The 21,042-nt window shown below is 62.7% G+C and carries 19 protein-coding genes and 2 pseudogenes; 13 read left to right on the top strand and 8 right to left on the bottom strand.

What is annotated here, in order from left to right:
- Positions 1-1,036 precede the first annotated feature (1,036 nt).
- Positions 1,037-2,269 (top strand): orc1/cdc6 family replication initiation protein, encoded by a 1,233-nt coding sequence (locus tag C493_RS21320; protein WP_049889563.1) that lies wholly within the window; start codon positions 1,037-1,039, stop codon positions 2,267-2,269.
- Between the two features lie 121 nt (positions 2,270-2,390).
- Here the strand turns inward: C493_RS21320 and C493_RS21315 are convergent.
- The 5 genes and pseudogenes from C493_RS21315 to C493_RS21295 form a co-directional block, all read right to left on the bottom strand.
- Positions 2,391-2,917, bottom strand: a pseudogene (locus C493_RS21315) (MaoC family dehydratase); the annotation flags it as partial.
- 84 nt (positions 2,918-3,001) lie between these two features.
- Positions 3,002-4,660, bottom strand: a complete 1,659-nt coding sequence (locus C493_RS21310) for a class I adenylate-forming enzyme family protein (protein WP_007261575.1) — start codon at positions 4,658-4,660, stop codon at positions 3,002-3,004.
- 78 nt (positions 4,661-4,738) lie between these two features.
- Entirely contained in the window at positions 4,739-5,110 is a 372-nt protein-coding gene (locus C493_RS21305) for a (2Fe-2S) ferredoxin domain-containing protein (RefSeq protein WP_007261574.1), read from the bottom strand.
- Between the two features lies 1 nt (position 5,111).
- Positions 5,112-5,879, bottom strand: a complete 768-nt coding sequence (locus C493_RS21300; RefSeq protein WP_007261573.1) for a CbtA family protein — start codon at positions 5,877-5,879, stop codon at positions 5,112-5,114.
- 2 nt (positions 5,880-5,881) lie between these two features.
- Positions 5,882-6,067: a CbtB domain-containing protein gene (locus tag C493_RS21295; protein WP_007261572.1), complete on the bottom strand. Its 186-nt coding sequence runs from the start codon at positions 6,065-6,067 to the stop codon at positions 5,882-5,884.
- A gap of 504 nt (positions 6,068-6,571) precedes the next feature.
- Here C493_RS21295 and C493_RS21290 point away from each other — a divergent pair.
- The 10 genes from C493_RS21290 to C493_RS21250 are packed head-to-tail and all read left to right on the top strand — an operon-like array spanning position 6,572 to position 15,031.
- Positions 6,572-7,690 (top strand): monovalent cation/H+ antiporter subunit E, encoded by a 1,119-nt coding sequence (locus tag C493_RS21290; RefSeq protein ID WP_049889566.1) that lies wholly within the window; start codon positions 6,572-6,574, stop codon positions 7,688-7,690.
- Positions 7,683-7,967, top strand: a complete 285-nt coding sequence (locus C493_RS21285) for a cation:proton antiporter (protein ID WP_049889565.1) — start codon at positions 7,683-7,685, stop codon at positions 7,965-7,967. Before C493_RS21290 ends, C493_RS21285 begins: the two co-directional genes overlap by 8 nt.
- Positions 7,964-8,290, top strand: a complete 327-nt coding sequence (gene mnhG, locus C493_RS21280) for a monovalent cation/H(+) antiporter subunit G (protein ID WP_007261569.1) — start codon at positions 7,964-7,966, stop codon at positions 8,288-8,290. Before C493_RS21285 ends, mnhG begins: the two co-directional genes overlap by 4 nt.
- On the top strand, positions 8,287-8,868 hold the full coding sequence (locus tag C493_RS21275; RefSeq protein ID WP_007261568.1) for a DUF4040 domain-containing protein: 582 nt from the start codon (positions 8,287-8,289) through the stop codon (positions 8,866-8,868). Before mnhG ends, C493_RS21275 begins: the two co-directional genes overlap by 4 nt.
- A complete protein-coding gene (locus C493_RS21270; protein WP_007261567.1) occupies positions 8,865-9,524 on the top strand; it encodes an MnhB domain-containing protein in 660 nt (219 codons plus the stop codon). Before C493_RS21275 ends, C493_RS21270 begins: the two co-directional genes overlap by 4 nt.
- Complete coding sequence (locus C493_RS21265) at positions 9,521-9,919, top strand: sodium:proton antiporter (protein ID WP_007261566.1); 399 nt, start codon at positions 9,521-9,523, stop codon at positions 9,917-9,919. The genes C493_RS21270 and C493_RS21265 overlap by 4 nt, the downstream gene beginning before the upstream one ends.
- The gene (locus C493_RS21260) at positions 9,912-11,621 is read left to right on the top strand and encodes a proton-conducting transporter transmembrane domain-containing protein (RefSeq protein ID WP_007261565.1); all 1,710 of its coding nucleotides are present in this window, start codon (positions 9,912-9,914) and stop codon (positions 11,619-11,621) included. Before C493_RS21265 ends, C493_RS21260 begins: the two co-directional genes overlap by 8 nt.
- Positions 11,621-13,423, top strand: coding sequence for a Na(+)/H(+) antiporter subunit D (locus C493_RS21255; RefSeq protein WP_007261564.1), 1,803 nt, complete (start codon positions 11,621-11,623; stop codon positions 13,421-13,423). The genes C493_RS21260 and C493_RS21255 overlap by 1 nt, the downstream gene beginning before the upstream one ends.
- A 2-nt stretch (positions 13,424-13,425) precedes the next feature.
- Complete coding sequence (locus C493_RS24120) at positions 13,426-13,560, top strand: hypothetical protein (RefSeq protein ID WP_275039844.1); 135 nt, start codon at positions 13,426-13,428, stop codon at positions 13,558-13,560.
- 1 nt (position 13,561) lies between these two features.
- Entirely contained in the window at positions 13,562-15,031 is a 1,470-nt protein-coding gene (locus C493_RS21250) for a monovalent cation/H+ antiporter subunit D family protein (protein WP_007261563.1), read from the top strand.
- A 181-nt stretch (positions 15,032-15,212) separates the two neighbouring features.
- Here C493_RS21250 and C493_RS21245 read toward each other — a convergent pair whose 3' ends face one another.
- A complete protein-coding gene (locus C493_RS21245; protein ID WP_007261562.1) occupies positions 15,213-16,421 on the bottom strand; it encodes a tyrosine-type recombinase/integrase in 1,209 nt (402 codons plus the stop codon).
- Positions 16,422-16,845: 424 nt separating this feature from the next.
- Between C493_RS21245 and C493_RS21240 the strand changes: the two genes are divergently transcribed.
- Entirely contained in the window at positions 16,846-17,676 is an 831-nt protein-coding gene (locus tag C493_RS21240) for a DUF4097 family beta strand repeat-containing protein (protein WP_007261561.1), read from the top strand.
- 246 nt (positions 17,677-17,922) lie between these two features.
- Positions 17,923-19,194, top strand: coding sequence for a tyrosine-type recombinase/integrase (locus tag C493_RS21235; RefSeq protein WP_007261560.1), 1,272 nt, complete (start codon positions 17,923-17,925; stop codon positions 19,192-19,194).
- 82 nt (positions 19,195-19,276) lie between these two features.
- Here C493_RS21235 and C493_RS22425 read toward each other — a convergent pair whose 3' ends face one another.
- A complete protein-coding gene (locus C493_RS22425) occupies positions 19,277-20,545 on the bottom strand; it encodes a Cdc6/Cdc18 family protein (RefSeq protein ID WP_083912463.1) in 1,269 nt (422 codons plus the stop codon).
- Between the two features lie 337 nt (positions 20,546-20,882).
- A pseudogene (locus C493_RS22420) lies at positions 20,883-21,042 on the bottom strand (IS1595 family transposase); the annotation flags it as partial.

The following is a 21,042-nucleotide window of genomic DNA, read 5'->3' as shown; positions in this document are numbered from 1 at the left end:
CACCACCGTTTCAGCAATTCTGATCGAGATACCCCCTCTCCGTTATCGAAGTGCAAATTGACGGCCCTTGTAGGGAGAACTGCGGACACGGTGGTGCTGTGAGAAAGCTATATCACTGTGTTCGCGGTTCATACTCACCTTCGCTACTGAATTGCGGTCAGAACGTTATCGAGACACCCACACCACTGTGTCCGCTGTTCTCTTTCCGCTGGCGAGGCTGATTATCGGTAGCCGATCAGTTGCGTTGGACTACGTCGAACGATACGAATTGATATCGTCGGAGAAGGGGGTCGTTGGGATCTGCCGTTCCTCTCGAGAACGGGAACACACACCACCGTTTCAACAATTCCAGTTCGGGCGGGAAGCGGCTGATCGTCATTAGATCATGTAGATGTTCCCTTAATGCGTTAGAAATTCAACTCGGATTTGATGAGGACATACACACCATCCTGTCCGCAGTTCTGTGGGAAAGACCGAAATTAGAACAGCGGACACGGTGGTGTAGATCCAATATCAACTCCTGTCCCATCTAATAAGTACTACACTGAAATGCGTCATGTGCTGGATAGTCTTTCCCGAACGGTTGATAAAACCACCACGTCCGGAGTGTCCGTAGCTTTTAACTCTTATATATTGAGGCCAGAAATACCCACACCACTGTGTCCGCTGTTCTCCGTAACACCTGTCATCACTTTTGAGACCCAGAAAAAGACTCCCCGACACTGTTTCGGCAATTCCTATCAAAATAACTACTGGTGAGCGAAATATCAATCAGCGCTATCCACACATATTTATATCCCGTTATAATCCCACTAGTAATAGGTGATAAATACATATAGCTGCTGTTATACTTGGAACTATCTTATTTGACAGAAACCTTTATGTTTGGTAATGTACTCTACTGAGCTCGTCTCTACCGAAATTACTGCGGACATACTGGTGTGGGTGTGTTATCGATTCATTATAAGTGGATAGAACTGCGGACACTCCGGACGCAGTGGTTTTATAACTAGTTACGAGAAATGTACTGTGAGGAATAGGAATGTTCGAACGGGACACCAAGATCTACAAGAACCGCGATGCGTTGCGAGAGGACTATCAACCAAACGAACTAGTAGGTCGTGATGAGGAAATTCAGAAGTATCAGGCGGCTCTTCAGCCAGTCATCAACGGTGAACAACCGAATAACATCTTCCTGTACGGGAAAACTGGTGTCGGAAAGACCGCAGTGACCCGGTATCTCCTCTCTCATCTCGCAGAAGATGCTTCTCAGTACGAGGATCTCGAACTACACCTAACATTTCTCAACTGTGACGGACTCACATCCTCATATCAGATTGCTACCCGGTTGGTTAACGAGTTCCGAGATGAGACGGCACAAATCAGTTCGACAGGCTATCCGCGAGCTACCGTCTACGAAATGCTCTGGAAGGAACTCGATGCAATCGGTGGAACCAATCTGATCGTTCTCGACGAAGTCGATCACGTTGAGGACGACTCTATTCTCTATCAACTCCCCCGTGCTCGTGCAAATAACAAGGTTTCTGGGGCAAAAATCGGGATAATCGGTATCTCGAACGATTTCTCATTCCGAGACGATCTTTCGCCGAAAGTCAAGAGTTCACTCTGCGAGCAAGAGATCCATTTCCCCGCTTACGACGCTGGTGACCTCCAGAAAATCCTCGAACAACGTAGAGACGTGGCATTTCGCGACGGCGTTCTCAACGATGCTGTCATTCGTCTCTGTGCTGCCTATGGAGCAAAAGACGCCGGTGATGCACGTCAATCGATCGATCTCCTGATGAAAGCCGGAGATCTCGCCCGGGAAGAAGAAGCAAAAACTATCACAGAGAATCACGTCGAAACTGGCCGCCACGACCTCGAACGGGGACGAATAGAAGAAGGGATTCGAGGACTGACCCAACACGGTCATCTAGTACTGTACTCCTTGCTCACATTGCATTTACAGGACGGCACACCGGTTCGATCACGAGATATCCGACCTCGCTATACGAGTTTCGCTCAGCGGGCCGGTCGTGATCCACTCGTACCGCGACGAATGCGAGATCACCTCTCGGAACTCGTCATGCTCGGGCTTGTCTCCGTAACTGAACGGAATGAAGGTCGACGCGGTGGCACGTATCGCGAATACTCGCTCGCTATGAACGTCGAACTGGTTCTCTCTGCCCTAGATGAAGTAGTCGATGAGGTCGGCATCCACGAGTCGATTCATTCTCTCGTAACCGACGACATTTTTCGGGACTCATAATGTCCCTTTCTACACCACTATGTCCGCAGTAACACCTTCCGATAAGGGCTTCCCTGCGGTAATTCTTGATCTGAACGCGTCGCTCTGATCGGAAGGAGTGATATCGTTCTCCGCCAATCGGTTACTTACCCCTACTATTTCCCCAGCAGTCCTCCGACTCCGTCCCGATCCCCTCCGGCCACCTCGGCGGCCAACGGCTCGGCGCACTTGCGTTTCAGTACCATCGGCGTACGCTCGAGGCACAAGACCAACTCGTCGTCCTGATCGTACGCCCGGAACTCGGTCTCGACGATACCGACGTGGTCGCGGGACTCGAGTTCCCGCTTCTCAGCACTTCACTTCGGCGAAGAGTGCGTCACCGTAGAAGACGGGCGCGTGATGGTGGATATCGTCGTCGCCGGGGTTCGCCGTCGCGTTCACCGAACCGTCGATGACGCTCATCCCGACGGCCAGCGCGATGACGAAGGTCCGTCGACGAGGAGGTCTCGAACTCCGTCTCGGCGGCGTGGGCCTCGTCGAAGTGCATCGGGTCGAGATTCATCGTGACGTTCGTCATCCAGACGCTGTCCGTCTCGGTGACGGTGCCGTCGAGAGAAGGCTTGTAGACTCGTCGACCGCGGAGTCCCCGTCGTAGCGGCCGTACCACCCCTCGAGGTCGGTCGTTTCTCGGCCGCTTCGTGGTCGCCGCTCGTCCGTCGTCGGTGTCGTCCGCGTCGGTCACGGGACTGTCTCTCAGTCGTCGGTTTCACCGACCGGTTGAAAGCGATCCCGAACGCGCTCGCGCAGCACCGTCTTCTGTACCTTCTCGCCGTTGGGCCCCTCCGTCGTCGGAAATTCGTCGACGAACTCGAGCGCGGCGGGCACCTTGTAGTCGGCCACGCGGTCGTCGAGGAACGACTCGAGGGCCGTCGAATCGACGTCGTCACCCGCGACGACGAACGCGACGGGGACCTCCCCGTGGCGCGGATGTGGCGCACCGACGACCGCACACTCGAGGACGGCCGGATGGGCCTCGATGGCGGCGCTGATCTCCCGCGGTGCGACGAGAAAGCCCCGCGTTCGGAGCGCGTCGTCGAGCCGCGAGCGGTAGTAGACGTAGCCGTCGTCGTCCATCACGCAGAGGTCGCCCGTGTAGAACCAGCCCGACTCGTCGAACGCGTCGGCCGTCGCCTCGGGCTTGCCCAGGTAGCCGTCGGCCAGCGGGTAGCCCCGAATCGCGAGTTCCCCCTCCTCGCCGGTCGGCAGTTCTTCGCGCGTGTCGGGATCGACGATCGTCGACTCGATTGCGGGGTGGATCGGCGGGCCGCCGACGCGCTTTCGTCGCTCGAGCGGATCGTCGGGGTCGCCGACGAAAAGTTGGCTGTTGGCCTCCGAGAGACCGTAGGGCTGGACGACCGGGAAGCCGAAAGTCTCCTCGATGCGCTCGAACAGGGTCTCGTCGTACCCCTTGCTGACGAACCCCACGACGCCCCGTTGGACCGAGTCTACGCGCGGGCGCGCGAAGCGTTCGTGGTCGAGCATCCGGTCGAACATCACGCCGAGTCCCGTCAGCGAGGTCGCCTCGTGGTCGTCGACCAGTCGAATCGTCTCGCCGGGATCGAAGTGCGTCTGTGTGACGAGCGTCGCGCCGACCGCCAGGTGACTGAACAGCGTGTTGTAGCCCCAGATCCCACAGAACGGGAGCGTTGCGACGCCGACGTCGGCCGCGGTCACTCCGACGTGGTCGGCGACGTGAGCCGAGTGGTTCAACAGCGACCGGCTCGACTGCAGACAGCCCTTGGGGTCGCTGGTCGTGCCGCTGGTGTAGAAAATCGTCGCCGGCGCGGTGGCGTCGGACGCCGGTTCGAGAGCCTCCGGTTCCCGTTCGCCTCGCGTGCGTCCCGCCTCGAGGACGCCATCGTAGCTCCGGGACGCAGAGAGTTCGTCGGCCGCCTCGAGGCTGACGACGGCCTCGAGCGAGGGGATCGAGTCGGAGTCGAAGTCGTCTGGCGACTGCGAGCCGACCTCGGGGACGGCGTCGGCGAGCATGCCGTGGAAGTCCCGGCCGAGCAACGACGCCTCGGTGACGAGCACGCTCGCCGCCGAGTCGGTCAGCATGTACTCGAGTTCGTGGCTCCGGTAGCGGGTATTGACGGCGACCGTCGCCGCGCCGAGCGCCGACGCCGCGAGCTGGCAGGCGACCCACTCGGGTCGGTTGCCGAGCCAGACGGCGACGACGTCGTCGGCTTCGACGCCGAGGGCGGCCAGTCCGCGGGCGAGCGCCCGGCTCTCGGCGAGCAGGTCGGCGTACGTCCACGTCGTCGTCTCGTCGACGAGCGCCGGTCGGTCGGGTCGCTCGGCTGCGACGTCGGCAATTCCCTCGTAAATGGTCGCGTCGGGCCACTCGAGCATCGGTACGGTATGTGTTACAACCCGACAATAAAATCGTTTGGTCGGAGTCGTCCCGGTGCTCGCCGCCGGCGCGAGCGCTTAGTCGTCCGTCCGCGCGGCGTTTCGATCGGGCTCGGAGCCCGAGTCGCCGCCGACTCGCTGCGCGTTCGGGCCGAATTCGGCCTCGAGCAGGGCGGGAACGTCGTCGGGGCGGACGTTGGCGTACCACTCGTTTCGGGGTTGAATCGTGATCGCGGTGCCCTCCTCGCTACAGAGGGCGAGACAGCCGGTCGTCGAAACGCCGATCGGCGACCAGAATGCGTTGCGCTCGCGAAGCCACGTCTTGACGGCCTCGAGGGTCTCCTCGGCGCCGGCGTCGCCGCAGCAGGCGTACTCGGAGTCGCGGTCGGTCGTGCAGACGAAGACGTGGGCGGCGAGTCGGTCTCGTTGCTGGTCGGTTCGTCGGTCCATCTCAGGAACTCGTGAGCGGCGTTTCGTTCATTTCGGTCGTCCTGACCGCGCCGCTGCGACGCCGGGCCCAGTTGAACGACGCCGCGATCAGCAGCCAGATACCCGCCTGACTGAACGCTGCGAGCGCCTGATAGACCGAGACGACGTCACTCGAGAGGTCGGGGTGGGTAACGACCGTCGGCGTCGCGAGCGGGAGAACGGCGACGATGGCGACGATCGGTACCGCACCGGCGACGAGTCCCAGTCCGCGATGGCGCGTCGCGGCCCGTTTGTACGCCCCGATCGCGAGCGCCGAGACGAGGATGCCGAGGGCGATGAGACCGACGTAGATCGCGAGTCGCTCGTTGATCGAGTACAGCTGCTCGGCACCCGGCGCTGCCGGCGGAAGGACGAGCCACGGCGTCGCCGAAATCGAAAGGAAGCCGGCGCCAGCGAGCACGTAGGATGCGACGCCGTCCCGACCCGGTAGCGTCGGCTCGAGGACGTACAGTGCGACGGCAAAGAGGCCACCGAGGAAGATCGCCCAGAGGACGCCGCTACCGGCGCTGACGACGAAGTTCGTCGTCTCCGAGACGGCGTGTTCGTGACCGTGGTCGTGGCCGTGTCCGTGATCGTGACCGTGCCCGTGATCATCACCGTGCCCGTGGTCGTGACCGGCGTCGTGGAGGTACTCGCTGAACGGATTGCCGACGAACACCATATACAGCCCGTACGCGAGGCCGGCGACGACGCCGGCGAAGACGCCCCGTTTGAGGTAGTCGGCGATCATCGTCAGTGACAGGTGATACCGGCTGCGTGTCGGAAGTTGTGCATCGCGTCGTGGACCATCGGCTCCTGGACGAACAGGAGGGTAAACGCGATCGCCGCGCCGAACGCGAGTCCGGCTGTGATCTGCAGCGGCGTCAGTTGATTGCGTGCGAGGTCGATACGGTCACCGACGGTTTCGTTCGCCGTCATAAATTCAGATTGTGCTACTGAAAGTGCGATTGTAAACGTTGCGGTCCGCGACGGTGAGAACGAGTGGCGAATAGAACTCGCATCGTCCGTTTCCCGGCAAAACGGCGCGGCCACACCGGTTCGGCATCACCGATATTGAACGATCGTTTCTTCTTTCACCCAATCTCGAAACGTGTATAAAAATGCGTGAACAATTAACAGGGATATATTGGTTCTACGGACCTACTGGCGGATAACGAAATAGTTTTCCTGCGGGTGACGCTTGAGTCGACTAACGAGAAGTGAGTCATGAGTAGCAAACAGCGGTCACCTGGAGGGGGAGACCGTGGCGGGTAACCGACCGATCGTGTCGGTGCCACCGCTCGAGTCGACCGGCGTACGACGGTCGGCTCGAACACCCGCTGCGGGCGTGCTCGAGGCGTGTAGCCGACTTGGCCGAACGGCAATAGGCTCACGCCTCGAAGAACCCAGCGTCCGCGTCGCGGTCGCCCGGAGGTGGCCGAGATGAGCGACCGCGGCGGGGTCCTCGTTCCGGTCGCGCCGTCGCCGACGCTCGAGGAGACCGTGTCACACGCCGTCGACGTGGCTCGCGAGACCGGCGGAGGAATCCACCTCGTCAGGACTGTGCCAGGCCACCACGTCGGCAGGGAGACCCTCGAGAGCGACGAGCAGGTTCTCGAACGCGCCGAACAGCGCGCTCGGGAGGCATCGCCGGACGGGTTTCCCGTGTCAGCGACGCTACTCGGTGCACAACGGTATATCGCCGGGCCGACCGAACACGTCGAGTATTTCCTCGGATACGCGGACAAACACGACCTTGCGGGAATCGTCGTCGACCCGGAGTACTCCATCGACGCGACGGCGCCGACGCTGCAGTCTCTCGAATCGCTGTTCGCCGACGCGGGATTCACGTACGAGATCGCGCCGGTTTCGACCGGCGGTTGGCGGCCGACTAGCGGCGAACTGCTCCGAGCGAGCGTCGCCGGCGTAATCGCCTTCGGGTTCTATCTCGTCCTCGGCGGAACGGTCTACGGTTTCCTCGATCCGTTCGTCCTCGGATCGGGCGTCGTCACCGGGCTCATCGCTGGGGGACTGTTACGTAACGTGGCGTTCGAGACGACGCCGAGCGTCGGACCGGTCCTCTCGACGATCGGTCGTGGCATTCTCTTCGTCCCGTATCTGCTCTGGGAGATCACGAAGGCGAACGTCCAGTTCGCCTACGTCGTCCTCCATCCGCGACTGCCGATCGATCCGCGGCTGGATCGAGTCGACGCCGCCGTCGGCAGCGGGATGTCGGTGACGGCCTTCGCGAACAGCATCACGCTGACGCCGGGAACGCTCACCGTCGACGCCCACGGCCACCACCTGCTCATTCACTCGCTCAACGCGAGCGCACAGGAGGACCTCTTCGAAGGCGTTCACGAACGGCCCGTCCGATACCTCTTCTACGGCCGCGAGAGCCTCGAGCTCCCGGGACCGGCCGAACGCGGCGACGCCGAACCGCTCATCGGCCCCGACGCGCCGGACGTCGTCGAAGACGCGACAAACGCGACGACGACGGAGACGAACGGGGCCGACGAATCGGATGGCGGCGCGGGAACGGACGGTGACGACGATGAGTGATCTCGCCAACACCGTCATGCTGGCCGCGGCGGCGATCGTCGTCGTGCTAGCAGCGATCGTCCTCTACCGGGTCGTCGCCGGGCCGACGACGCACGATCGCGTCGTCGCCGTCAACGTGATCGGGACGAGCATCGTGATCGTGCTCGCGTTGCTCTCTGCGGGACTCGATCGACCGGAGTACCTCGACATCGCGATCGTCTACGCCCTGCTCAACTTCGTGTTGAGCCTGGTCGTCGGTCGCTTCACGTACCAAAGCGACGGGGTGAAGTGGCGATGACGCTCGTCACGGCGCTCGTCGTCCTGTTCGTCGCCCTCGGCGTCTTCTTTACGTTCGTCGCCGCCGTCGGCATGATCCGACTGCCGGACGTCTACTCCCGTTCGCACGCGGCGACGAAAGCGGACACGCTCGGCGCCGGCTTCGCGATTCTCGCCGTCGCGGTGTACTTCGGCACCCTCGGCGAGGTGATTCGCGGCGCGTTCTTGCTCGTGTTCATCTACTACACCAACCCGACCGCGGCCCACGCGATCACGCGGGCCGCCTACAGCCGTGGTATCGACGTCTGGACGACCGAGGAGAACAGACAGGAGGAGTCACGATGATCTGGCTCGAGCTCGCACTGATCGCCTTCGTCGTTATCGGCGCGCTGTTCGTCGCGTTCGCCAACGACGTCGTCGGCGCCATCGTCACGTACGCCGGTCTCACACTTGGGATCGCCGTGATCTGGGTGCTGTTAGCGGCCCCTGACGTCGCGCTGATCGAGGCCGCCGTCGGCGCCGGCGTCACCTCGGTGCTGTTCATGATCACCGTCGTCCGAACGACCGGGATGTTCGGCGACGGCGAGGACGACTCGAGTGCAAGCCCGGCGTTCCGATCGGTCAACGTTCCGGCGCTGGTCGTTCTCGGCGCGCTCGCGATTCCGCTCGCCTACACGTTCCTCTCGCTGCCGGAGATCGGCGCCTCGACCGCGCCGGCGATCTCCGAAACGTACGGCACGACCGGCGAGCAGACGCCGTACGGGTTCTACATCGAGGAGAGCCTCGAGGACGCCGGCTTCCCGAACGCCGTCGTCGCGGTGCTGGTCGTGTATCGTGGACTGGACACCCTGGGTGAACTCATCGTCGCCTTCGCCGCGGCGGTGAGCATCCTCATCGTACTCGAACGGGAGGACATCCTATGACGGGAGACAACCGCGATACCGACGTCGATGACGGTACCAACGCGGGCGTCGACGAGCGGACCGACTTCGAGTCCGACGCCACTCAGAGCACGCGAAGCGACGCCGAGATCCACGGCTACGACGTCGACGAGGAGTCTCACGAAGACCCCGGCTCCGCCGCACGGGACACCGCCGAGCGAGCGGAACCGATCGGCCCCGAACGCGGCGAGGACGAACTCGAGACGGTTACCGACGTCGCCGAGAGTCCCGTCGTGAAGACGGCCTCGCGGACGATCACCCCGTTCGTCATCGCCTTCGGGATCTACCTGACGCTGTTCGGCACCAGTCTCCCCGGCGGCGCGTTCCAGGGCGGCGTGGTGATGGCGACCGGAATCGTGCTGGTGGCGATGGCCTTCGGCTTCGGGCCGACACAGGAGTGGCTCGACGCTCGCGCGCTGGTGGGCCTGTTCCTGCTCGGGAGTGCCATCTTCGGCGGCGTCGCGTTCGGCGCGCTCGTCTACGGCGGCGACGTTCTCGAACTGTACGTCTTCCCGCTGTCGGTCGAGGACATGGTCAAGCTAGTCGAGGTCGCCATTGCCGCGCTGGTCTCTGGCGTGATTATCGGGCTCGTCGTCTGGCTTGCGTCGGGCTTCGAGAAAGGAGGTGAGTCCATATGATCGATATCGACATTCAAGCGTATCACTACTACTTCACGTCGTTCGCCCTGTTCCTGATCGGGCTGTACATGATGATCGACAACCGGAATCTCATCAAGAAGATCATCGGGCTCAACTTCGCCCAGATCGCGGTCTACCTGATGCTCGTGACCATCGGCTACGTCGACGGATCGACGCCGCCGATCATCGGCATGGAAGAGCCACACGCGAATCCGCTGATGCACGTGCTCGTTCTGACCGCCATCGTCGTCGGCGTCGCGCTAACCGCGCTGGCGCTGGCGCTCGTCATCCGCCTGTACTCGGAGTTCGGGACGCTAGACGCCCGCGAGATCGAAGCGGCGATCGCCGCCGACGACACGACCGCGTCGGACAACGGAGGTGGGAGCGATGACTGAACTGCTCGTCGCACAGACGACGACCGTCGAGTCGATCCGTCCCGCCGCCGTGCTGGTCATCCCGATTCTGGCGATGGGGCTGATCTTCCTCTCGAAGAACCGGCCCAACGTCCGCGAAGCCTGGTCGATCCTCGCGGCGATTTCGATGTTCGCCATCGTCGCCAGCATGGTGCCAGGCGTCTTAGACGGCACCGTCTACGAGACCGACTTCGGGGCGTTCGTCGGACTGGGCGACGAGACGATCGATCTCGCGCTCCAGGCCGACGCCCTCGGCATGGTGTTCGCGCTCGTCTCGAGCGGCCTCTACGTGCTGACGGCGATCTACAGCATCGGCTACATGCGTGGCCACCACGAGCCGTTCCAGACCCGCTTCTTCGCGATGTTGTGTGCGAGCGTCGGCGCGGCGCTCGGCGTGGCCTTCGCCGCGAACATCTTCGTCCTCCTCGTCTTCTACGAGGTGCTGACGCTGGCGACCTATCCGCTGGTCGCCCACGACGAGTCCGCCGAGGCCCGGACGTCGGGCTACAAGTACCTCGCGTACGCGCTCTCGGGCGGTCTCGCGGTCTTCGGCGGGATGGTAGCGGTGTTCTGGCTCGCCGGCGATATCTCCTTTACCCGCGGCGGGATCGAGGGGCTGGCGACGCTCGCCGAAGACGATCCGTGGGCCGCACGGGCCGCGTTCGCCCTGCTGGCCGGCGGCTTCGCGGTGAAAGCCGGCGTGATGCCAGTCCACGCCTGGCTGCCGAGCGCGATGGTCGCGCCGACGCCCGTCTCGGGGCTGCTCCACGCGGTCGCGGTCGTCAAGGCCGGCGCCTTCGGCGTCGCCCGAACCGTGATCGACGTCTTCGGTCCCGAAACCGTCGCCGAGATCGGCATGGGGACGCCGCTTGCGATCCTCGCCGGCGCGACGATCATCATCTCGAGTCTGTTCGCGTTGCGCCAGGACAACCTCAAGGCGCGACTCGCCTACTCGACGATCGCCCAGCTCTCCTACATCGTCCTCGGGCTCTCGTTGCTGACCCAGATGGGGCTGATGGGCGGCCTGTTGCACATCCCCGCACACGCGTTCGCGAAGCTGACGCTGTTCCTCTGTGCCGGGGCGCTGTACGTGCAACTCGACGTCAAGTACATCAGCGAGATGCCCGGCATCGGGAGACGGATGCCGATCACGATGTCGGCGTTCGCCGTCGGCAGCTTTAGCATGGCCGGCATTCCGATCCTCGCCGGGTTCGTCAGCAAGTGGCACATCATGTGGGGCGGCGCCGAAGCCGGGAACCTGTTCGTCCCCGTCGTGTTGATCGCCTCGGGTGCGTTAAACGTCGCGTACTTCTGGCCGATCATCTACACGGCCTTCTTCGAGACGCCCGACGACCACGGCGGGAAACCCGTCCTCGAGCACCCCTTCGGCGGGACGCCCATCAAGTCCCTGCAATACCGTCCCGACGGCGGTCACGCCGGCGACGGCCACGACGATGACGGTGACGCCCACGACGACGGTCACGGTCACGGCCACGTCGAACTGCCCCCGAGCGACGGCTGGGATCGCCCGGCCGGCCGCCTCTCGGAAACGACTCTGCTGATGCTCGTACCACTGATGTCCACGGCCACGCTCGTGTTGCTGTTCGGAATCGCGCCGGATCACATGGTCTTTTTCGACCTGATCCAGGGAATCGTCGAGAACGCCGGGGAGGTGAGTAGCTAATGGACGCGCTGCTTTCCGTCCCGCCGGCCGCGATCGTCGCCGTTGCGCTCGTGCTCACGCCGTTTCTCTCGCGGCGGCTGGCCCACGGCCTCGCGACGCTCTCGCTGATCGCCGTCGTCGCCTGGGGAATGCTCGTCCCCCTCGACGGAACGGCGCTGACGGCGACGTTCATCGGCTTCGAACTGATCGTCCTCGAGGTCGATCAGTTCACGCGACTGATGGCGATCATCTTCGGCGGCTTCGGCGCCTTCGCGGTCGCCTACGCCTACTTCGCCGAGACGGACAATCGCCACCTCGCGTGGGGACTCGGCTACGTCACGGCCTCGCTGTGGACGGTCATGGCCGGCGACTGGCTCACGCTCTTGCTCGGCTGGGAGGCGATGGCCATCGCCAGTACGATCTTCATCTGGCAGTCCGGCGGGCGCGCGATCCGAACCGGCTACCGGTACGCGCTGGCCCACGCCATCGGCGGGAGTCTCCTGCTCGGCGGGATCGTGCTCTATCTGGCCTCGGTCGGCCCGAGCGCGACCGCGCTCCACTTCGACGGCACCGGCATCGGCGGCTTCGAGGTCGCGCTCGGCGACCTCGAGTTCTCGGTGGCCGCGCTGCTCGCCGGCGTCGGGATCGGCCTGAACGCGGCGATAATCGGCTTCCACGCCTGGCTCCCGGACACCTACCCGAGTCCGCACGTCGCCACCTCGGTCTTCCTCGCCTGTTACACGACGAAGACCGCCGTTTACGCCGCCCACCGCGCGTTCCCCGAGGGGAACCTCGTCCTCGCGTACATGGGCGGTGCGATGGCTATCTACGGGGCGGCGTTCGCGTTAGCCCAGAAGGACATGCGTCGGCTGCTCTCCTATCACATCCAGGGGCAGGTCGGCTTCATGCTCGTCGGCATCGGCGTCGGGACGCAACTCGGCATCGCCGGCGGCTTCGCTCACCTGTTCAACCACATCCTCTACAAGGGCCTGCTGTTCATGGCCGCGGGGATCATCATCATCAAGATCGGCAAGGAGAGCCTCGACAAGTACGGTGCGATCGGTACCTCCGCACCGATCGCACTCGGGGCGTTCCTCGTCGGTGCGCTCTCGATTTCCGGCGTTCCGGGATTCAACGGCTTCGTCAGCAAGGGGATGTTGACCGACGCGGTCATCGGCGAAGAGCTGGTAGCGCTGGAGTGGATGCTCTATCTCGGCAGCGTCGGCACCTTCGCCTCCTTCATCAAGTTCGGCTACTACGCCTTCCTCAACGGTGAGCCGATCAACATGCCCGACGCCGACTGGGGCCACAGTATCGTCGTCGGCGGCGTCGCCGCCGGCTGTATCGGGTTCGGTATCTACTACCCGGCGCTGTACGCGATCGTTCCCTTCAGCGACGCCTGGGGCGCCGAGCCGTTTACGCTCTACCAGTTCACGAAGACCGCGCTGCTCGCCGCCGGCGGATTGCTGGTGTTCGTCGTCTCGAAACCGCTGCTGGACACCTTCCACGGCGGGATCGACGTCAACCGCGGCCACGATCCGGCCGCCTTCTACGGCGCGAAGGCCGCCTCCGGCGGCATCGGTGGCGCGTACAACCGCGTCAACGACGCCGTCGTCGACACCGGCTGGGCGCTCGTCCGAACCGCACACGACCCGAGTCGGACCATACGGACCATCGTTCCCTCGGGCTGGCGAAACCGCTACGACAGCCGGCTCGAGACGACGCCCGGGAAGACCGGCGCCAAACTCGGTATCGGCCTGACGATCTACGTCGCGACCGGCGTGCTCATGCTCGCACTCGGATTCGCGCTGTTCATCAACTAACAATGACGAGGACCACGCCTACTCCACTCGAGACGATTGCGACGGCCGCGACGCAAACGGAGAGCCGTCGCGAGGACGGACCGAGCGCAGACGAACCGGCGCTAGCTGGCGCCGGCGAGCGACCGGAGGTGAGCTGAGATGGACCAGTACGAGTGGTTCGTCGCCGCCATCGTCCTCCTGCCGCTGTTGACCGCAGCGATACCGGTCGCGGCCGGTCTGCGCTGGAAGAACGTCGGCTGGAGCTTCGCCGCCACGATCCTCTCGGTCACGCTCGCCCTCGCGGTAACGGTCGCCTGGATGATCCACGAGAACGGCCCGATCCACTACGAACTCGCCGGCGTCGAGGTCCCCTTCGGGATCGAGCTCTACGCCGACGAGTTCTCGATGCTCGTCGTCTTGCTCACGCTGTTGATCGCCCTCGGCGTCCTCGTCTACACCCGAATCGGCGGGCCGCGGGGCAACAGCTTCTACGCCGGCTTCCTGCTGTTGAACGGCGGAATGTACGGCGTCGTCATCACGGGTGACATCTTCAACCTCTACGTCTTCCTCGAGATCATGGCGATCTCCTCGTACGCCCTGGTCTCCTCGTCGAAGTACCGCTGGTCGACGTACGCGGCGTTCAAGTACCTCCTCGTGGGAACGGTCGGGGCGTCGTTTTACCTGCTCGGCGTCGCGCTGACGCTCGCGGCGACGGGCACCCTGACCATGCACGAGCTGCCGGAGCTGATCGCCGAAGCCGGCTACACCGATCCCGTCGTCATTACCGCCTTCGTGCTGATGGGCGTCGGGCTGGCGATCAAGATCGCGTTGTTCCCGGTCCACACCTGGCTGGCTGACGCTCACGCCTCCGCACCCGACGGCATCAGCGCCGTCATCTCCGCGCTGATGCCCGCCGTCGCCGTCTACGCGTTCGCCCGGGTCATCTACACCGTCTTCACGCCCGAGTTCCTCGATGCCAACCCGACGGTCGCCCAGCTCCTGCTCGTCGGGGCGCTCTTGAGCCTCTACGCCGGGAGCTTCTTCGCGCTCTTGCAGGATCACATCAAGCTCGTGCTGGCGTACTCGACGGTCTCGCAGTTCGGGATCATCCTCACCGGCATCGCCGTCGCGAACGAGACCGCGCTGTTCGGATCGATGCTGCAGATCTTCGGTCACGGGATCGTCAAGGCCTCGCTGTTCATCCTGGCCGGGATGTTCGCCCTGCGATTCGGCGGGATTCGAACCGTCGACGAGTACGCGGGGCTGGCAAAGCGCGCGCCGATCATGGCCGGCGCGTTCGCCGTCCTCGGCGTCGCGATGATCGGCCTCCCGCCGACGGTCGGCTTCGTCGGCAAGTGGTACATCGCGCTGGGCGCCTTCGAGGAAGGGCTGTGGCTCGTCTCGGCGCTCGTCCTCGCGAGCACGCTGCTCTCGGCGGGCTACATCCTTCCCTTCATCAACCGAATCTACTTCCACCCCTTCGAGGGCGAAGACGTCGACCGCGCGTCGATCACCCACGGCATGCTGATCGTGATCGTCATCGGCGCCACGATCGGCCTCACGCTCGGGTTCTTCTCCGCGGAGATCCAGGGGATCCTCGAGAGCGCGGTCGAAGATATGGTTGTCTGACCCGGGGAGACCGCTATCCGACTCACTATCACTATAGTAGCCACTGAAACGATTTACACACTGATCGCAACGCTGTACTGCGATCAGGTGTGCAGTGACTTTCAGTGGCTACTATATTTCTCCCGCTCGCTTTGAGACGAGTACGGGTTGAGACAGTTCCGACGGAGCGACTCGAGTCGACTCAGTTCGAGTCAGTTGACGCCGGTCCCGTTCCCGTTTCCGACTCGCGTTCCGTCTCGAGATCCGTCCACGAATCGACGAATTCGATTCGGGGCGGCTCTCGGGGCACGGCGAGCGTCCGTTCGAACGAGGGGGCGCGCAGTTGCGGCTTCGACGGGCGGGCCTCGCGTCTGGTTCCGTCGTCGGGACGGTCGCTGCGGACCCCCCGCGGCGTCAGGTAATCGCCGTCGACGTCGACGCCGGCGTCCCCACAGAGGCGTTTGAGCACCGAGCGGGCGCCCTCGGTCGTGATCGTCGGCGGCGCGATCGCCCGGTCGCGGGCCAGTTCCGTCGCCGTTCGGTCCTCGAGGAGAGCCTCGATCGTCGGGTCGTCGTGGCCTCGCTCGCGAAGCGCCTCGCGAACGCGACCGGCGATCGACGGCGCGTGGCGCGTCGGGAACAGCGGCCAGTCGTTCGACGGCGGATCGAGGACGACGCGATACCGACGCAGCGCCGTCCGAGCCGGGGCGAACATCGTCACCTCCTCGAGGCGCTGGGACTTGCCCAGCACGCGGATCGTCCCCGTATAGAAGTCGACGTCGTCCCAGGTGGCGCCCGTCCGCCGATCGTCGTCGGGCACCCGGAACAGCTCCGAGCCGCGCACGCCGGAGTGAGCCAACAAGGCGACCATCGCGTACTCCCGGAGGCGCGTCACCCGCTCCGCGTGATCGGGTTCTCGATCGTCGCTGGCAGCCGCAAGGGCCCGCTCGCGAACGTAGCCCTCGAGGCGCCGACGCTGGTCGTTCGTCCAGGCGTCGTCGCCGACGGTGGATCGGTCCTCGGGGGTGGGCAACGCAGCCTCGGCGACGTCGGTCGCCGCCGGATTCGACTCGAGAATCGCGCCGCGGACGCACCACGAGAGAAAGGCGCGAACGACGGCGTAGTAGGTCCGCGCCGTCGACGGCGTGTACTCGCCGCGGTCGGCACGCCCGCGTAGTTCGTCCGCGTAGGCGCGCATGTGCGACCGCTCGAGGGCGAACAGCGAGGTCACGTCGTGAACGTCGTCGAGCCAGTCGGCCCACCGGCGCAGGATCGACTCGGCGTTCGAGGCGTAGGTGCCGGCGCCCGAGCCGTCCGGATCACCGACAGCCTTGCGCTGGAGGTAGGCATCGACTGCGTCGACGACGGCGACCTCCGCGTTCGACTCTGTACCCGTCTCGGCGTCGCTCACGGGACGTTCACCCCGCGATGGTGGACTCGATTTCGATCCCCGTTCCGGTTCTGGTTCTGATTCTGATTCTGATTCTGGTTCCGGTTCCAGTTCCAGTTCCAGTTCCAGTTCCAGTTCCAGTTCCAGTTCCAGTTTCGAGCCAGAATTCGACTGCTGCGCACTTGAGAACCGCGTCGACCCCGTCGCTCGCGGCCGCCGCGAAGACAGTGAGAACGCGTGGGAAGATCGACGCCGCGGGTCATCTACTCGTACGATACTGCCCCACCGTCGTAAATCTGTGTTTCGGTATCGGAAGGCCGGAAAGAAATGTTCGCGGGTCCGGTCGATCGGGCGGAAGACGAACGCGAGCGCCGCCCGTCGGCTCGGCCGACAGTCGCTTCGTGTGACTGTCGCCGTTATAGTATTCGACGGTATACGACACACTATGACGCACACACCGTCACGGCGAGCGACGCTGGTCGGCGGTGCCCTCGTGGCCGTCTGCGGGCTGAGCGGCTGCCTCTCGGGCAGTCGCGACGTCGAGCGAACGGTAACGGAGAGTCACGCCACCGACGCGGTGACGGGCGTCGCCGTCGAAACAGAGCACGGCGACGTCGAAGTCGTGCCGACCGACGACGGCGAGATCGACGTTACGGGTCAGAAAGCGGCGCTCACCCGGGACGACCTCGAGACGATCGGACTCGAGACGATGCTCGAGGACGGCGTCCTCGTCGTCGCGGTCGACCGCGACGACTCGCGGACGCTGTTCGGGCTTCGACCACCGCCGGTTGTGGATCTCGCCGTGAGCGTTCCCGATGGACTCCCCCTCGAGCGCGTCCGGACGGTCGCAGGAGCGGTCGACGTCACCGGCGTCGAGGGCGACGTAAGCGCGACGGCGGAGGCCGGCGACGTGACCCTCCGCGATGTCGGTGGCACCGTCTCGGCGACGACCGACACCGGCGCCCTCACCGTTCTCGAGCCGGAATCGATCGACCGCCTCGAGACGCAAACCGGCGACGTGACGGCGTCGCTTCCCGGTCTCGACGGCGACGCGACGATCGAGACGACAACCGGGGCCGTCGACCTGCGACTACCCGACCAGCTCGACCTCAGCCTCGAGATGACGACCGAGACGGGCACCCTCTCCGTCACCGACGTCGACGACCTTCCCGAACTGGCCGGCGACTCGCTGATCGAAGCCGACGTCGGCGACGGGACGCACCGACTCGAGATCACGACGGAGACGGGAGACGTACGGGTGTCCGGACGGGACTGAGAGGTGTCGAGTGGTGTCGGACTCGAGGCCGATTCACCCCGGTCGTGAAATTTCCATATCGCGCCATGATGTTTATCGAAGCGAAGGCCCCGAATATCCGCAGATCTATGTAACTACATTGTCTGCACGAGACACTGTAGTACATAGTATTTTTTAATAGCTGTCAGATGCTGTGAGACGGACGTAAATGCGAGTCGTCGAATCCGACCACCCCGAAGCGAACGGTCGTCTCGAGGCGGAGCGACCATGACCGAAACTGAAACCGAATTCGAATCCGAAACCGATCGCATCCGCTGGTCGCACATGTCGCTCGCCGACCTCGAGACGTTCTGGAACGCCCGGATCGAACCGGCGCTTCGGGACGCAGGCCACGACCTCGAGGATCGTCCGACCTACCAGGACCTGCTCGAGGTCGGCTACGGCGGGATTCAGTACACGCTCCGCGAACACCACGATCTGACGCTCTCGGCGTTCTGCGAGCGCGTCGGCTACGTCGACGCCGACGACGAGTCGGGCTATCGGTGGGGGATCGACGACGAAGCCACGCTCGAGGAACTCGAGTCGTACGTCGACACGCTCCGTCGCCGCCGTCGCGAACTCTCCGACGCCACCGTCGAGACGCGTCGCTCGAGGCTGGCGACGTACGTGCGCACCTATTCGCGCGTCCACGGCGACGCCGCGCTCGTCGACCGCGCCGACGACCCCGCGTTGCACGCCGACGAAATTCGGCGGGCCCTCGCCGTCTTCGACGAACTCGATCGCGACCTCGAGAGCGACGAGTCGAAGCTCCGGTACCTCGAGTCGGTCGACCAGTTCTACCGGCACCGCATGCGGCGGAAAACGGCGGCGTACAACCCGGTGGAATCCATCGACGAGGAGTACGGCTGGCAGCGAAAACGCCGGGACAACCCGCCGCTGTCGGCGAGCGACGTTCGGGCCTTGAACGCGGCCGCCGGCTCGCTCGCGGAGCGGGTCATGGTGCTGGCGTTGTGCGGGTGGGGACTCCGGCGCGGCGAGGTCGCTCGACTCGCACACGGCCAGCTCGCACTCGAGGGCGACGACCCGCATATCGCGTTCGAGGACCGGAAGAACGTGGCCGTCGACGACGACCAGGTGACGGTGCCGATCATCTACGGTCGAGAGACGATCGCCGATCGCGTCGCCCAGCTCGGGACGCGAGAGGACGGGTGGAACGGCTACGTCTTCCCGTCGTCGCGGTCCGCGACCGGCCACGTGACGCCGAAGACGATCGCCGCCCGGTTCGAACGGCTCGCCGAGCGGGCTGACGTGACCGTTCGCGGCGAGACGCCGACGCCCCAGTACGGTCGCCGGTTCTGGTACACGACGTACCGAACCGCGATCCGCGAATTGCTCGAGAACGAACTGCAGTTCATCGCCGACGAACAGGGCAGTTCCGACCCGATGGTCGTCTTTCGAAACTACTTCTCGGAGGACGAGCGGCGACGGCTCGCCCGGGACGTGATGCGGGATCGACTCGCGGACGCGTTCGACGAGTGATAGAGCAAAATAACGTGATATGGACAAGTAAGAGGAGTAATTCGATAGGATTCAGCACCACAAGGTAAACAGACCTGTAGGTCTATCTCGTTTGAGCGCTGTCTTTCTCACGGAGAATTTCAGCCACATCTCCGAGTCGTGCAGATTCTTTTGGTAAGTTTTCGAGCGCTGTTTCGAGGTCAACTGCGAGTGTATATTTGTTTTCCTCACCACGGCCTCGACCTTGCTGTTTGTTTAGGATATTTGTATCAGCGAGATCATTAAGACGGTCTCGGAAACGACGGTTTGATAAAATATTGACGTTCTCATACTCACAGAAACTCTTGTATTGAGTATAGATTGGTGTCGTTGAGACGGGGGCATCGCTATTTACCGCATGGAAAGTAACTGCCATTAGTGCAAGCATCCGTTGGTTGGGAAGCGTCTGGATACCTGATTCGATAGCTTTTGTCTCGAGAAAGTCACGTGCTTTCCGGACGTGGTCTTCTGTGACGATTGTTTCGCCAGCATCGTCGGCAAAACGGGCAGCACGAAACAGTAAGCGGATTGCTGCACGAGCATCGCCCGTGTCTTGTGCACCTAATGCTGCAGCAAGTGGGATTGTATCATCGGTGAGGACACCACTCTGGAGATGACGGTAATCTTCGATACCGTCGTTAAAAGAGGTGTCGCGAAGGGCCCCAGCAGCCCGTCGAGCAAGAATATCACGGAGTTGGTTTGCGTCGTATGGCTCAAAACGGACTTCGTCCTCACCAAGGCTCGATCGAACATCGGCATCCAGATTCTCTCGGAACTGAAGATCGTTTGTAATACCGATCAATGAAAGACGAACCCCGTCTGGATTAGAGCGTGGTAGTTCGTAGAGAATGTAATCATCGTCACCAATGGCGTCGATTTCATCAAGAACGATGATAATGGTGCCCTCAATTTCCTCCAAATTTTGGATCACCATATTGAGAAGCGTCTTCCGCTGATGACCACTCGGGAGTTCCTCACCAGGACCAAAACGTTTCTCGCGAAGCCGCTTCACGAGGTTTGTTAGAACATGGTAAGAACTGCCCATTCCCTTACAGCGGACATGAACTACAGTGAGATCCATATCAGCTTCATTGGCATATTCTTGAAGCTGGTTGGTCTTTAGACGGATTCCAACTGTTTTCCCTTGACCCGATTGCCCATAGACAATTAGATTCAGCGGTGTTGATCCCATCGTCGCCGGGCGAAGTGCAGAGTGGATCTGATCCAACTCCACTTCTCGTTCGGGGAGTGCTTCCGGCTGGTACGTCTGCTCGTTAGGATTGAGGACGTCCATATCTTCGAAGATTGTGTCTTCATCACCGAACGATTTCATGGTCACAAATTATATATTCATTGTACATAAACCCCCACGTCCAGCAAGTCCGGCTGTCTAAATGGAGGGGGTACTGTCCAGAACGGACGCTTTGGGTTGAGCTTGTGATAGCCTACACTACGTGTGACGAACAGAATCCCACGGGGGTGTGTCCAGCAAATCAGGAGAATACGGACGGGGGAAAGTTCGTCTAGCAAAGGTCTCAAGAACTCTACCAAATAAACCACGGCTAGGAAGGAATCTACATTAGAGATTGCGAATTCCCCTATTTCCGATTTACAGAGGTTATCTGAGCGACTATTATCCTTCAACGCTCTTGTGTAGCACTTTGTTGATTTCACAGCGTCGCTTTGACAGCGTGTTTGAGCGCTTCTCTTCCTGGTTTCCGCAGTAACTTTCGTCGAAGCTGGAACGCTCGGAGATACTGTGTGAGCTTATCTTTTGAGACGCGTCGATGAGGCGAGAGCCACGGTCGCAGCAGCGATCCGTGGCTCTCG

The organism is Natronolimnohabitans innermongolicus JCM 12255, from assembly GCF_000337215.1.
GTDB classification, from domain to species: domain Archaea; phylum Halobacteriota; class Halobacteria; order Halobacteriales; family Natrialbaceae; genus Natronolimnohabitans; species Natronolimnohabitans innermongolicus.
Note: the sequence above shows the minus strand (reverse complement) of the source record. Positions and strands in the feature narration are given on the sequence as shown.

What these genes read in the sequence shown, in the direction of transcription:
- C493_RS21295 (WP_007261572.1), bottom strand. Translation starts at nt 6,067, where the DNA reads ATGACGGCGAACGAAACCGTCGGTGACCGTATCGACCTCGCACGCAAT.
- C493_RS21240 (WP_007261561.1), top strand. Translation starts at nt 16,846, where the DNA reads ATGACGCACACACCGTCACGGCGAGCGACGCTGGTCGGCGGTGCCCTC.
- C493_RS21255 (WP_007261564.1), top strand. Translation starts at nt 11,621, where the DNA reads ATGGACGCGCTGCTTTCCGTCCCGCCGGCCGCGATCGTCGCCGTTGCG.
- C493_RS21290 (WP_049889566.1), top strand. Translation starts at nt 6,572, where the DNA reads ATGAGCGACCGCGGCGGGGTCCTCGTTCCGGTCGCGCCGTCGCCGACG.
- C493_RS22425 (WP_083912463.1), bottom strand. Translation starts at nt 20,545, where the DNA reads ATGAAATCGTTCGGTGATGAAGACACAATCTTCGAAGATATGGACGTC.
- C493_RS21250 (WP_007261563.1), top strand. Translation starts at nt 13,562, where the DNA reads ATGGACCAGTACGAGTGGTTCGTCGCCGCCATCGTCCTCCTGCCGCTG.
- C493_RS21260 (WP_007261565.1), top strand. Translation starts at nt 9,912, where the DNA reads ATGACTGAACTGCTCGTCGCACAGACGACGACCGTCGAGTCGATCCGT.
- C493_RS21300 (WP_007261573.1), bottom strand. Translation starts at nt 5,879, where the DNA reads ATGATCGCCGACTACCTCAAACGGGGCGTCTTCGCCGGCGTCGTCGCC.
- C493_RS21270 (WP_007261567.1), top strand. Translation starts at nt 8,865, where the DNA reads ATGACGGGAGACAACCGCGATACCGACGTCGATGACGGTACCAACGCG.
- mnhG (WP_007261569.1), top strand. Translation starts at nt 7,964, where the DNA reads ATGACGCTCGTCACGGCGCTCGTCGTCCTGTTCGTCGCCCTCGGCGTC.
- C493_RS24120 (WP_275039844.1), top strand. Translation starts at nt 13,426, where the DNA reads ATGACGAGGACCACGCCTACTCCACTCGAGACGATTGCGACGGCCGCG.
- C493_RS21275 (WP_007261568.1), top strand. Translation starts at nt 8,287, where the DNA reads ATGATCTGGCTCGAGCTCGCACTGATCGCCTTCGTCGTTATCGGCGCG.
- C493_RS21310 (WP_007261575.1), bottom strand. Translation starts at nt 4,660, where the DNA reads ATGCTCGAGTGGCCCGACGCGACCATTTACGAGGGAATTGCCGACGTC.
- C493_RS21235 (WP_007261560.1), top strand. Translation starts at nt 17,923, where the DNA reads ATGACCGAAACTGAAACCGAATTCGAATCCGAAACCGATCGCATCCGC.
- C493_RS21285 (WP_049889565.1), top strand. Translation starts at nt 7,683, where the DNA reads ATGAGTGATCTCGCCAACACCGTCATGCTGGCCGCGGCGGCGATCGTC.
- C493_RS21265 (WP_007261566.1), top strand. Translation starts at nt 9,521, where the DNA reads ATGATCGATATCGACATTCAAGCGTATCACTACTACTTCACGTCGTTC.
- C493_RS21305 (WP_007261574.1), bottom strand. Translation starts at nt 5,110, where the DNA reads ATGGACCGACGAACCGACCAGCAACGAGACCGACTCGCCGCCCACGTC.